General features: G+C 62.6%; 12 protein-coding genes. 7 read left to right on the top strand and 5 right to left on the bottom strand.

Going from position 1 to position 12,295, the window contains the following annotated elements:
* Nucleotides 1-14 precede the first annotated feature (14 nt).
* Both GQR96_RS24255 and GQR96_RS24260 read right to left on the bottom strand, forming a co-directional pair.
* Nucleotides 15-485 carry a nuclear transport factor 2 family protein gene (locus GQR96_RS24255; protein WP_032456743.1) on the bottom strand — a complete coding sequence of 157 codons (471 nt, stop codon included), beginning with the start codon at nt 483-485 and terminating at the stop codon, nt 15-17.
* Entirely contained in the window at nt 482-1,114 is a 633-nt protein-coding gene (locus tag GQR96_RS24260) for a pyridoxamine 5'-phosphate oxidase family protein (RefSeq protein WP_023319359.1), read from the bottom strand. The genes GQR96_RS24255 and GQR96_RS24260 overlap by 4 nt, the downstream gene beginning before the upstream one ends.
* 95 nt (nt 1,115-1,209) lie before the next feature.
* Between GQR96_RS24260 and GQR96_RS24265 the strand changes: the two genes are divergently transcribed.
* Nucleotides 1,210-2,124, top strand: coding sequence for a LysR substrate-binding domain-containing protein (locus GQR96_RS24265; protein ID WP_069603467.1), 915 nt, complete (start codon nt 1,210-1,212; stop codon nt 2,122-2,124).
* Here the strand turns inward: GQR96_RS24265 and GQR96_RS24270 are convergent.
* Nucleotides 2,121-3,614: an MDR family MFS transporter gene (locus GQR96_RS24270; RefSeq protein WP_069135555.1), complete on the bottom strand. Its 1,494-nt coding sequence runs from the start codon at nt 3,612-3,614 to the stop codon at nt 2,121-2,123. The genes GQR96_RS24265 and GQR96_RS24270 overlap by 4 nt on opposite strands.
* An 80-nt stretch (nt 3,615-3,694) precedes the next feature.
* On the opposite strand from GQR96_RS24270, the gene GQR96_RS24275 reads away from it, so the two are divergent.
* Nucleotides 3,695-4,342 carry a TetR/AcrR family transcriptional regulator gene (locus GQR96_RS24275; protein ID WP_004205117.1) on the top strand — a complete coding sequence of 216 codons (648 nt, stop codon included), beginning with the start codon at nt 3,695-3,697 and terminating at the stop codon, nt 4,340-4,342.
* Nucleotides 4,343-4,642: 300 nt separating this feature from the next.
* On the opposite strand, the gene GQR96_RS24280 is transcribed toward GQR96_RS24275, so the two are convergent.
* Nucleotides 4,643-5,059 carry a GNAT family N-acetyltransferase gene (locus tag GQR96_RS24280; protein WP_004205120.1) on the bottom strand — a complete coding sequence of 139 codons (417 nt, stop codon included), beginning with the start codon at nt 5,057-5,059 and terminating at the stop codon, nt 4,643-4,645.
* Between GQR96_RS24280 and GQR96_RS24285 the strand changes: the two genes are divergently transcribed.
* The gene (locus GQR96_RS24285) at nt 5,034-5,150 is read left to right on the top strand and encodes a hypothetical protein (protein ID WP_032426093.1); all 117 of its coding nucleotides are present in this window, start codon (nt 5,034-5,036) and stop codon (nt 5,148-5,150) included. The two genes, GQR96_RS24280 and GQR96_RS24285, sit on opposite strands and share 26 nt — an antisense overlap.
* Here the strand turns inward: GQR96_RS24285 and GQR96_RS24290 are convergent.
* Nucleotides 5,110-5,232 (bottom strand): hypothetical protein, encoded by a 123-nt coding sequence (locus GQR96_RS24290; protein ID WP_032426094.1) that lies wholly within the window; start codon nt 5,230-5,232, stop codon nt 5,110-5,112. The genes GQR96_RS24285 and GQR96_RS24290 overlap by 41 nt on opposite strands.
* A gap of 205 nt (nt 5,233-5,437) precedes the next feature.
* Between GQR96_RS24290 and eefA the strand changes: the two genes are divergently transcribed.
* The 4 genes from eefA to GQR96_RS24310 are packed head-to-tail and all read left to right on the top strand — an operon-like array spanning nt 5,438 to nt 12,246.
* Nucleotides 5,438-6,562: a multidrug efflux RND transporter periplasmic adaptor subunit EefA gene (eefA, locus tag GQR96_RS24295; protein WP_017900176.1), complete on the top strand. Its 1,125-nt coding sequence runs from the start codon at nt 5,438-5,440 to the stop codon at nt 6,560-6,562.
* Nucleotides 6,562-9,669, top strand: a complete 3,108-nt coding sequence (eefB, locus tag GQR96_RS24300; protein WP_049003858.1) for a multidrug efflux RND transporter permease subunit EefB — start codon at nt 6,562-6,564, stop codon at nt 9,667-9,669. Before eefA ends, eefB begins: the two co-directional genes overlap by 1 nt.
* A gap of 3 nt (nt 9,670-9,672) precedes the next feature.
* A complete protein-coding gene (gene eefC, locus GQR96_RS24305; RefSeq protein ID WP_032456754.1) occupies nt 9,673-11,037 on the top strand; it encodes a multidrug efflux RND transporter outer membrane subunit EefC in 1,365 nt (454 codons plus the stop codon).
* Nucleotides 11,038-11,082: 45 nt separating this feature from the next.
* Nucleotides 11,083-12,246, top strand: coding sequence for a multidrug effflux MFS transporter (locus GQR96_RS24310; protein WP_060656552.1), 1,164 nt, complete (start codon nt 11,083-11,085; stop codon nt 12,244-12,246).
* The last annotated feature ends 49 nt before the right edge of the window (nt 12,247-12,295 follow it).

Genomic DNA, 12,295 nt, shown 5'->3' on the forward strand with positions numbered 1-12,295 from the left:
GCGCAGCGCCGGTTTTACAGCCCCAGATCGCTGAGCCCCGGATGATCGTCCGGGCGACGCCCCTGGGGCCAGTGGAACAGGCGCTCGCTTTCAGCGATCGGCAGATCGTTGATGCAGGCGTAGCGCGTCTGCATCAGCCCGTGCTGATCAAACTCCCAGTTTTCATTGCCGTACGAGCGAAACCAGTTGCCGCTGTCGTCGCACCACTCGTAGGCGAAGCGCACGGCGATACGATTTTCCTGCCATGCCCACAGCTCCTTAATCAGCCGATATTGCTGCTCTTTGCGCCATTTTCGCTGCAGGAATTCGACAATTTCCCTCCTGCCATGAACAAACTCGCTGCGGTTGCGCCATTCGCTGTCCACGGTGTAGGCCAGAGCGACCTTTTCGGCATCGCGGCTGTTCCAGCCATCTTCCGCGGCGCGGACCTTCTGGATAGCGCTGTCGCGGGTAAACGGCGGTAACGGGGGACGTTGTTCGGTCATGCTGACTCTCCTCTGCGGGCTAATTGCTGCTGCAGGCGCTGATTCTCCTGCTCCAGGTCATGAATACGTTGCTGCAGGTTCTGGCTGTACTCCGCCACCTGCTGCGCGCTGTAGCGCGGCGTAATGTGCTGCGGGCAGTTCCAGTCAAACGCCTGCAGATGAAAGAGAAACAGGCGCTCGATGCGGGCGCGATAGTTGGCCGGCGCCACCTGCGCCAGCAGCTGCGGGTGGTCCTCTGCCGCCACGACCTCGACGGTGGCGTAGATTTTCAGCCTGGCACGGCGTGGATAATCCATCAAAAACAGGCAGGCCCGGTCGCTGCCGCGCAGGTTGCCGGTGGTGATGTACTGACGGTTACCGCCGAAATCCGCCATCGCCAGGGTGGTGTCATCCAGCAGATGCAGAAACCCCGGCGGGCCGCCGCGGTGCTGGACATAGGGCCAGCCGCTCTGCGACACCGTCGCCAGATAGAAGCTGTCGCGGGTGGCGATCATCCCCGCTTCGCTGTCGCCGAAGCGGTCGGCCTGGCGGCGGCTATGCGGCGTTTGCCACAGCTGGTCGCTGCCCATTTCATGCTGCACATCCATCACGTCCGGGGTGATGGCGATATCGAGAAAGGTTGCTGCCATAGCGCCTCCTGTTGTCTGGCGCCATCATGGACTGTACTGCGAAAAATGATAATACTGATTTAGTGGCAATCATCTTTCCAAAAATCGGGAGAATAATGGATCGATTAAGCGCGATGGCGCTGCTGGTGAAAGTGACCGAGCTGGGGAGTATGTCAGCGGCGGCGCGGGCGCTGAATATGCCGTTGACCACCGTCAGCCGCCATATCGGCGAGCTGGAGAACGCGCTGGGGGTGCGCCTGCTGGCGCGGACCACCCGCAAACTGACGCTCACCGACGCTGGGGTCGATTATGTCGCCGCCGCGCGGCGGATCCTCGAGGAGGTGGAAAACGCCGAGCGCCAGGCGACGGGCGAGTATCAGGAGCCGAAAGGCGAGCTGGTGATCTCTGCGCCGACGATGTTTGGACGCCAGCACGTTCTCCCGGTGATCGCTGAATTTATCGCCCGTTACCCGCAAATTCGCGTCCGTTTGCTGCTCAGCGATCGTAACGCCGACCTGGTGGGCGACCATATCGATCTGGCGGTGCGGATTGGCGACCTGGCGGACAGCAGCATGGTGGCCACCCGCCTCGGCAGGATGCGCATTGTGGCCTGCGCCCATCCGGCGCTGCTGGCGAAATACGGCGAGCCGCAGCGGCCGCGCGATCTGGCGGCGCTGCCGATCATCCGTATTGAATCGCCGATGCCCTATCGCGGCTGGCGCTTTCGCGCCGCTGAGCGCGAGGACCAGCTAATTAATCTGCCGCCGGCGCTATCGGTCACCACGCCGGAAAGCGCTGCTGATGCCGCGCGGCTGGGGGTGGGCGTAGCTCGCTTACTGCACTATCAGGCGCTGGACGGCCTGCGACAGGGTGAGCTCCGTCTGCTGCTGGAACGCGTCGAGCCGGAACCGGCGCCGGTCCATTTGCTGTATACCGCGCGGGACCTGGTGCCGCTTAAGCTGCGCAAATTTATCGATTTTGCCGCGCCGGCGCTGCGTCAGGCGCTGCTGCGCATCGCCGGGGCCGCTTAGTGCGTCGCGGTCTTCAGCGGCGCCTCCTTTAACAGCCAGGAGAGGACAAACGCCACCGCCATAATGCCGGCCGCCATCAGGAACGCCGCGTGGATCGCCGCGCCGAAGGCGTCGAGATAGTCGAGGCGGATATCCGCGGGCAGGTGCTGCACCGCCACCGGATTCATTCCCGGCGGCAGTACCGCGCCTTCCGGCAACAGCTTTTGCAGGTTGCTCTGCAGTACGTGTGTGAACACCGCGCCAAACAGCGCCACGCCGATGGAGCCGCCGATCGAGCGGAACAGGGTCACGCCGGAAGTGGCCACGCCGTACAGCTTCGCCGGCATCGCGTTCTGCACCGCCAGGACCAGCACCTGCATCACCAGCCCCAGACCCGCCCCCAGCACGCCGGTAAACAGGTACAGCTGCCACAGCGGCGAGTGAATGGTTATCCGGGTCAGCAGCACCATGCCGGTCACGCCAAGCAGGGTGCCGAGGATCGGAAACAGGCGATATTTACCGGTCCGGCTGATAATCCGCCCACTGATAACCGAGGTCAGCAGCAGGCCGCCCATCAGGGGGATCAGCTGCAGCCCGGCCTCGGTGGGGGTTGCCTCCTTCACCACCTGCAGATAGAGCGGCAGGAAGGTGACCGACCCGAACAGCGACATGCCGATGACGAAGCCGATCAGGCTGCACAGCAGGAAGCTGCGGTTGCGGAACAGCGACAGCGGAATAATCGGCTCGGCGGCCATCCGCTCTTCGTAGATAAAGCCGATGACACCCACGATGCCGAAGGCCAGAATGCACCACAGCTGCGGGTCATTCCAGGCATGGACGCTGCCCCCTTCCGAGGTAAACAGGATGATGCACAGCAGCGCCATGCTGAGGTAAATCGCTCCCAGCCAGTCAATCTGATGCTGGCTGCGTTTATTGCTGCTGTGGAATACCGCGCCGATCACCAGCAGCGCGAAGAGGCCCAGCGGCAGATTGATGTAGAAGATCCAGCGCCAGGAGGCGTGTTGCACCAGAAAGCCGCCGATCAGCGGGCCGATCACCGTCGCCAGGCCAAAAACGCCGCCGAACAGACCCTGATAGCGGCCGCGGTTGGCGGGCGGGATGACGTCGGCCACCGCCGCCATGCTGATCACCATCAGGCCGCCGCCGCCGAGCCCCTGCAGGCCGCGCATCAGCACCAGCTGGGTCATGTTTTGCGCCAGCCCGCAGAGGGCGGAGCCGACGAGAAACAGCCCAATCGCCACCTGCAGCACGATTTTGCGACCGAACAGATCGCCGAATTTACCGTACAGCGGCACCGCGATGGTGGAGCTGAGGATATAGGCGGTGACCACCCAGGAAAGCTTGTCCAGCCCCCCCAGTTCGCCGACAATCGTCGGCAGCGCGGTGGAGACAATGGTCTGATCCAGCGCGGAGAGCAGCATCACCAGCAGTAAGGCGCTAAACAGCAGGCGTATCGACTGCACCGGTGGGTTCGAGACTTGAGAAGTCATTACAACGCTCGCTTGAAATTAATTAAATGCATAATTAATATTTAGTGAAAGAATGAGTCGGGTCAAGAGATCGCCATATCATGACAGCACAAAAGGATCAGAATGCCCCCCGCCGCCCGGGGCGACCGCGCGGTAAAAAACCGGGTACCGCCAACCGCGAACAGCTGATGGACATTGCCCTGACGCTGTTTGCCCGCGACGGTGCGGCCCGCGTGTCGTTGAACGCCATCGCCAAAGAGGCCGGGGTAACGCCGGCGATGCTGCATTACTATTTCAGTTCGCGGGATGCGCTGGTGACGCAGCTGATTGAGGAGCGCTTTATGCCGCTGCGCAACCACATCAGCCGCATCTTTGTCGACCATCCGCAGGACCCGGTGCTGGCGCTGACGATGATGGTCGAAACGCTGGCGCATATGGCGGAGAAGAACGCCTGGTTCGCGCCGCTGTGGATGCAGGAGATCATCGGCGAGATGCCGATCCTGCGTCAGCATATGGACGCCCGCTTCGGCGAGGAGCGTTTTCAGGTGATGCTGGAGGCAGTGCGCCGCTGGCAGCTGGAGGGCAAGATTAACCCGGCGCTGTCGCCGGAGCTGCTGTTTACCACGGTGATTAGCCTGGTGCTGGTGCCGTTTTCGCGCATCCACAGCGATCCGCGTTTACAGGCGGTCAACCGCCAGACCATCGTCAGCCACGCGCTGGCGTTGATGGGCCATGGCGTCGGGGGTTAAGCGCAGCCGCCGACCGGCAAAAGCTTTTGTAGCCCGGATAAGGCGCCACGCGCCGCCATCCGGGATTTTCCCTGCTCGCGCTACGCTTAGCAGGGCTACAGTCGTAGGCCGGGTCAGGCGCAGCTGCCACCCGGCAGGAATACAGGTGCCGTGCCTGATATCCTGCCCGGCGGCGCTGCGCTTGCCGGTCCTGGGTGGGGCGAAACTATGGGAGAACGGTGTAGGCCGGATAAGGCATTTATGCCGCCATCCGGCACAATCACAGGTACGGTACCTGACCGCCCGGCGATATCAGGATCGTTACAGCGCTTTCGACAAATAGTGACGCTGCATCCCCGCGTGCGGGAAGTCGGGCAGCGACATCTGCAACTGATAGCCTAATTTCTGATAAAACGGCAGCGCCTGGAAGCTAAAGGTATCCACCAGCAGATGGCTGCAGCCCAGCGCCTGCGCCTGCCGCTCCGCCTCCTGCATCAGCTCGCTTCCCAGCCCGCGTCCGCGGGTCGCCTCGCTGACCCACAGATACTCAATACACAGCCAGTTGCCTTTGCGTTTGGCAATCAGCCCGCCCTGCATCACCCCTTGCGCATCGCGGGAGTAAACCCCCAGATCGCCAAACTGCGCCGCATCAAGATACTGCTGATTATAGTGCCGCAGACCGGCGAATAATTCTTGTTGATCGTCGGGATTAATGCTTTTTGTAATGATTAACGCCATTAACTATCTCCAGTATCGCGATGCCGAATGGTTATTTTCCTTCTCCACTTTCACAAAAAATTCTTATTTTCTCCATGATTATTTGCCTTAATTTTTTGCGTTCTAAAAGTAAGCAAAAAAACCTTTCCATTATCGCGGCGGATCGTATAATGGCAAAAAATGAGAATGATCATTCTCACCACAAACCAGAGGAGATGCGCTTTTCACCTCCTGAAGGCCGAAGAGGTTGGCTTCAGCGGAGACACAATAACAATCACGTTCAGGAACATCTGTGTTCCTTTTTTGTCATTTTCGCTTAGCCGAAAATGCCTCAGCGCCCAACCTATTCCCTCGTTTTTAAATAAACGGGGCGGACGTCTTATATCTTGAGAAAATATAATGAAATACATCATAGCTCCCATCGCGACAGCATTATTTCTCCTTAGCGGATGCGATAATGCGCAGACATCTGCCCCGCAGCAACCCACGCCGGAAGTGGGCGTGGTCACTCTGCAAAGCCAGCCGGTTCCGGTAGTCAGCCAGCTCACCGGCCGCACCACCGCCTCGCTCAGCGCCGAAGTACGCCCGCAGGTGGGCGGCATCATCCAGAAGCGCCTGTTTACCGAAGGCGATATGGTGAAGGCCGGGCAGGCCCTTTACCAGATCGATCCCTCCAGCTATCGCGCGACCTGGAACGAAGCGGCGGCGGCGCTGAAACAGGCCCAGGCGCTGGTAGTCTCCGACTGCCAGAAGGCTCAGCGCTACGCGTCGCTGGTCCGGGATAACGGCGTCTCCCGCCAGGATGCCGACGACGCCGCCTCCACCTGCGCCCAGGACAAGGCCAGCGTGGAATCGAAGAAAGCGGCGCTGGAGAGCGCGCGCATCAACCTGAACTGGACCACCGTCACCGCGCCGATTGCCGGGCGTATCGGCATCTCTTCGGTCACGCCGGGGGCGCTGGTCTCCGCCGATCAGGATACCGCGCTGGCGACGATCCGCGGGCTCGACACCATGTATGTCGATCTGACGCGATCCAGCGTCGATCTCCTGCGCTTACGCAAACAAAGCCTGGCCAGCAACAGCGACACCCTCAGCGTGACGTTAACCCTGGAAGATGGCAGCACCTATCCGGAAAAAGGGCGTCTGGCGCTCACCGAAGTCGCCGTCGATGAATCCACCGGCTCGGTAACCCTGCGCGCTATCTTCCCCAACCCACAGCACGTCCTGTTGCCGGGGATGTTTGTTCGCGCACGCATCGATGAAGGCATCATGAACGACGCGATCCTCGCCCCGCAGCAGGGGATTACCCGCGATGCCAAAGGCAACGCCACGGCGCTGGTGGTCGATGCCGACAACAAAGTTGCGCAGCGCGCCGTGGAAACCGGCGACACCTACGGCGATAAATGGCTGGTGCTGAGCGGCCTGAAAGCGGGCGACAAGCTGATCGTCGAAGGCACCGGTAAAGTGGCCCCTGGCCAGACGGTGAAGGCCGTTGCCGTCAACAATAACGGAGGCAACGCCTGATGTTCTCCCGTTTCTTCGTGCGTCGCCCGGTCTTTGCCTGGGTGATCGCCATTCTGATTATGCTCGCCGGCGTGCTGGCGATCCGCACCCTACCGGTGGGCCAGTATCCGGACGTCGCCCCGCCGGCGGTGAAAATCTCCGCCACCTATACCGGCGCCTCTGCCGAAACCCTGGAGAACAGCGTCACCCAGGTCATCGAGCAGCAGCTTACCGGCCTCGACCATCTGCTCTACTTCAGCTCTACCAGCAGCTCCGACGGCTCGGTCAGCATCACCGTCACCTTTGAGCAGGGGACCGACCCGGACACCGCCCAGGTGCAGGTGCAGAACAAAGTCCAGCAGGCGGAATCGCGGCTGCCGAGCGAAGTCCAGCAGTCCGGCGTGACGGTGGAAAAATCGCAGAGCAGCTTCCTGCTGATCCTCGCGGTGTATGACAAAACCGACCGCGCCACCAGCTCCGATATCTCCGACTGGCTGGTCAGCAACCTGCAGGATCCGCTGGCGCGCGTGGAGGGCGTCGGCAGCCTGCAGGTGTTCGGCGCCGAATACGCGATGCGCGTCTGGATGGATCCGACCAAACTCGCCTCCTACTCGCTGATGCCTTCCGACGTCCAGTCGGCGATTGAGGCGCAGAACGTGCAGGTCTCCGCCGGTAAAATCGGCGCCCTGCCGTCGTCCAGCGCCCAGCAGCTGACCGCCACCGTACGCGCGCAGTCGCGGCTACAAACCCCCGATCAGTTCAAAGCGATCATCGTGAAAAGCCAGGCCGACGGCTCGGTGGTGCGCCTGAGCGATGTCGCGCGGGTGGAGATGGGCAGCGAGGATTATACCGCTACCGCTAATCTGAACGGCCACCCCGCCGCCGGGATTGCGGTGATGATGGCCCCCGGCGCCAACGCGCTGGATACCGCGACGCTGGTGAAAAGCAAAATCGCCGAATTCCAGCGTCAGATGCCGCAGGGCTACGATATCGCCTACCCGAAAGACAGCACCGAGTTCATCAAAATCTCGGTCGAGGACGTGATTCAGACCCTGTTCGAAGCGATCGTTCTCGTGGTCTGTGTGATGTATCTGTTCCTGCAGAATTTCCGCGCGACGCTCATTCCGGCGGTGGCGGTGCCGGTGGTGCTGCTCGGCACCTTCGGGGTGCTGGCGCTGTTCGGCTACTCGATTAACACCCTGACGCTGTTCGCCATGGTGCTGGCGATCGGCCTGCTGGTGGACGACGCCATCGTGGTGGTGGAGAACGTCGAGCGCATTATGCGCGACGAAGGGCTGCCCGCCCGCGAAGCCACCGAAAAATCGATGGGCGAAATCTCCGGCGCGCTGGTGGCGATCGCCCTGGTGCTGTCGGCGGTGTTTCTGCCGATGGCCTTCTTCGGCGGCTCGACCGGGGTCATTTATCGCCAGTTCTCGGTGACCATTATCTCGGCGATGATGCTGTCGGTGGTGGTGGCCCTGACCCTCACCCCGGCGCTGTGCGGCGCGCTGCTCAGCCACTCCAGGCCTCATACCAAAGGGTTCTTCGGCGCGTTTAACCGCCTGTGGGGGCGTACGGAAGCGGGCTACCAGCGCCGCGTGCTCGGCGGCCTGCGCCGGGGCGCGGTGATGATGGGCGCTTACGTCCTGATTTGCGGGGCGATGGCGCTGGCGATGTGGAAACTGCCGGGCAGCTTCCTGCCGGTGGAGGACCAGGGCGAGATCATGGTCCAGTACACCCTGCCCGCCGGGGCCACCGCGGTGCGCACCGCCGAGGTGCGCCGCCAGGTAACCGACTGGTTCCTGACGAAAGAGAAAGCCAATACCAACGTCATTTTCACCGTCGACGGCTTCAGCTTTAGCGGCAGCGGTCAGAACGCCGGGATGGCCTTCGTGTCGCTGAACAACTGGTCGCAGCGCAAAGGCGACGACAATACCGCCCAGGCCATCGCCCTGCGCGCCAACAAAGAACTGGGGTCGATCCGCGACGCCACCCTGTTCGCCATGACGCCGCCATCGGTGGACGGCCTTGGGCAAAGTAACGGCTTCACCTTCGAGCTGATGGCCAGCGGCGGTACCGACCGCGACAGCCTGATGAAGCTGCGCAGTCAGCTACTGGCGGCGGCCAACCAGAGCGGCGAGCTGCAGTCGGTGCGCGCCAACGACCTGCCGCAGATGCCGCAGCTGCAGGTGGATATCGATAACAACAAAGCGGTCTCGCTGGGGCTGTCGCTGAGCGACGTGACCGATACGCTCTCCAGCGCCTGGGGCGGCACCTACGTGAATGACTTTATCGATCGCGGCCGGGTGAAGAAGGTCTATATCCAGGGCGAGAGCGACGCGCGCGCGGTGCCCTCCGACCTTGGCAAATGGTTCGTTCGCGGCAGCGATAACAGCATGACGCCGTTCTCCGCCTTCGCCACCACCCACTGGCAATACGGCCCGGAAAGCCTGGTGCGCTACAACGGCTCCGCCGCCTTTGAGATCCAGGGCGAAAACGCCGCCGGCTTCAGCTCCGGCGCGGCGATGGACAAGATGGAAAAGCTGGCCGACAGCCTGCCGGCGGGCTCCACCTGGGCGTGGAGCGGCATTTCGCTGCAGGAAAAGCTGGCCAGCGGCCAGGCGATGAGCCTGTACGCCATTTCGATTCTGGTGGTGTTCCTGTGCCTGGCGGCGCTGTATGAGAGCTGGTCGGTGCCGTTCTCGGTGATCATGGTCATCCCGCTCGGCCTGCTCGGCGCGGCGCTGGCGGCGACGCTGCGCGGCTTAAGCAACGATGTTTACTTCCAGGTGGCGCTGCTGACCACCATCGGCCTGTCGTCGAAGAACGCCATCCTGATCGTCGAGTTCGCTGAATCCGCCGTGGATGAGGGTTATTCGCTCTCCCGGGCGGCGATCCGCGCCGCGCAGACCCGTCTGCGCCCCATTGTCATGACCTCGCTGGCGTTTATCGCCGGGGTGCTGCCGCTGGCCGTCGCCACCGGCGCCGGGGCCAACAGCCGCGTGGCGATCGGCACCGGCATCATCGGCGGCACCCTGACGGCCACCCTGCTGGCGGTGTTCTTTGTGCCGCTGTTCTTCGTGCTGGTGAAACGCTTCTTCACCCGCCAACGTCCTTCTCAGGAGTAAAGTATGTTTCGTTTGAGTTTTATGTTTATCGCGCTCCTGACCGCGGGCTGCGTCTCGCTTGACCCGCATTATGATCGCCCGGCCGCGCCGGTGCCGGCCACCCTGCCCGGGGCGCACGGCGAATCGACGGCGGTGGTCGGCGACTGGCAGAAAGTGGTCAATGACGCGCGGCTGAAAAAAGTGGTCAGTATCGCGCTGAACAGCAACCGCGATGTGCAAAAGGCGCTGGCCGATATCGAGGCCGCGCGCGCCCAGTACGGCGAGACGCGGGCGTCGCTGTTTCCCACTGTCGATGCCGAGCTGAGCCATACCCGCAGCAAAACGGTGGCCAGCGGCCTGAGCTCAACTTCGCAGGCCGACGGCGCGGTCTCCAGCTTCGAGCTGGATCTGTTTGGCAAGAACCAGAGCCTGTCGCGCGCGGCGCGCGAAACCTGGCTTGCCAGCGAATTCACCGCGCAGAATACCCGACTGACGATGATTGCCGATTTGACCACCGCCTGGGTGACGCTGGCGACGGATAACAGCAATCTGGCGCTGGCGCAGCAGACCATGGACAGCGCAGCAAACTCGCGCAACATCGTCGCCCGCCAGTTGGCGGTGGGCACCGCCTCCGCCGGCGATTTAAGCTCGGCGGAAAGCGTCTATCAGCAGGCGCGCGCCAGCGTCGCCAGCTACCGCACGCTGGTGGCGCAGGATAAAAACGCCATTAACCTGCTGGCGGGGGAGACCGTGCCGGAGAGCCTGCTGCCCGGCACCCTCGAAAGTCTGGGGGATAACAGCATCGCCCTGGTGCCGGCGGGGGTGTCGTCGTCGGTGCTGCTGCGCCGGCCGGATATACAGGAAGCGGAGCACAACCTGAAGAGCGCCAATGCCGATATCGGCGCGGCGCGGGCGAATTTCTTCCCGTCGATTTCCCTGACCGCCAGCGCCGGGGTCGGCAGCGACTCGCTGTCGTCACTGTTCAGCCACGGGATGCAGGTGTGGTCGTTCGCCCCCTCCATCAGCCTGCCGCTGTTCACCGGCGGCAGCAACCTGGCGCAGTTGCGCTATGCGGAAGCGGAGAAAAAGGGGCTGATCGCCACCTACGAGAAATCGATTCAGAGCGCCTTTAAGGACGTTGCCGATGCGCTGGCCCGCCGGGAAACGCTGAGCGAAGAGCTCGATGCCCAGCGGCAGTACGTCGCCGCCGAGCAGACCTCGCTGGATATCGCCATGAAGAGCTATCAGGCCGGGGTCGGCGATTATCTGTCGGTGCTTACGGCCCAGCGCACGCTGTGGTCGGCGAAGACGACGCTGCTGTCCCTGCAGCAGACCGACCTCAATAACCGGATCACCCTCTGGCAGTCGCTGGGCGGCGGCGCCAGTTAATTTCACCCGCCGGGCGGCCGCGCCCGGCTTCTGTAAGGAATCGTTATGCCACGTGTTTCCCTCTCCTGGGCGCTGATCCTCGGCCTGCTGTCGGGCATCGGCCCGCTGTGCACTGATTTTTATCTGCCGGCGCTGCCGGAGATAACTCAGCAACTGCAGGCCACCAGCACCCAGACCCAGCTGTCGCTGACCGCCGCGCTGATTGGCCTCGGCCTGGGTCAGCTGTTTTTCGGCCCGCTGAGCGACCGCATTGGCCGCCTGAAACCCCTGGCGCTGTCCCTGCTGCTGTTTATCTTCTCTTCGGCGATGTGCGCCCTGACAAGCGATATCAACATGCTGATTGTCTGGCGTTTTTTACAGGGCTTCGCCGGCGCCGGCGGTTCGGTGCTGTCGCGCTCCATCGCCCGCGATAAATACCAGGGCACCCTGCTGACCCAGTTTTTCGCCCTGCTGATGACGGTGAACGGCATTGCGCCGGTTCTGTCACCGGTGCTGGGCGGCTACGTGATCACCGCCTTCGACTGGCGAATTCTCTTCTGGACGATGGCCGCCATTGGCGGCGCGCTGCTGGTGATGAGCCTGACTATCCTGCGGGAAACGCGCCCGGCCGCGGCAACCAATGCGACCCGCCAGCGGCCCGGCCAGCCGGTGCTGAAGAATCGTCGTTTTCTACGCTTCTGCCTGATTCAGGCCTTTATGATGGCCGGACTGTTCTCCTACATCGGCTCCTCTTCCTTCGTGATGCAGAGCGAATACGGCATGAGCGCCATGCAGTTCAGCCTGCTGTTCGGTCTGAACGGTATCGGGCTGATTATCGCGGCGATGATCTTTTCCCGTCTGGCGCGCCGCTTCAGCGCCGAAAGCCTGCTGCGCGGCGGCCTGACGCTGGCGGTGAGTTGCGCGGCGATCATGCTGCTGTTTGCCTGGCTGCAGCTGCCGGTGCTGGCGCTGGTCGGCCTGTTCTTTACCGTGTCGCTGATGAGCGGCATCAGCACCGTCGCCGGCGCGGAGGCGATGAGCGCCGTTGACGCCGCGCAGTCCGGGACCGCGTCCGCGCTGATGGGCACCCTGATGTTTGTCTTCGGCGGCATCGCCGCGCCGCTGGCGGGCCTCGGCGGCGAAACGATGCTGAAAATGAGCCTCGCGATGGCGATCTGCTACCTGCTGGCGCTGCTAATGGGCCTCAGCCAGTCGCGCAGCGCGCGCTAAACGCCAGGTGCGGTAATAAAATATTCCACCTTTATTACCGCACCATTTC

The sequence above is a fragment of the Klebsiella sp. PCX genome (genome assembly GCF_021869705.1).
Classification (GTDB): Bacteria; Pseudomonadota; Gammaproteobacteria; order Enterobacterales; family Enterobacteriaceae; genus Klebsiella; species Klebsiella quasipneumoniae.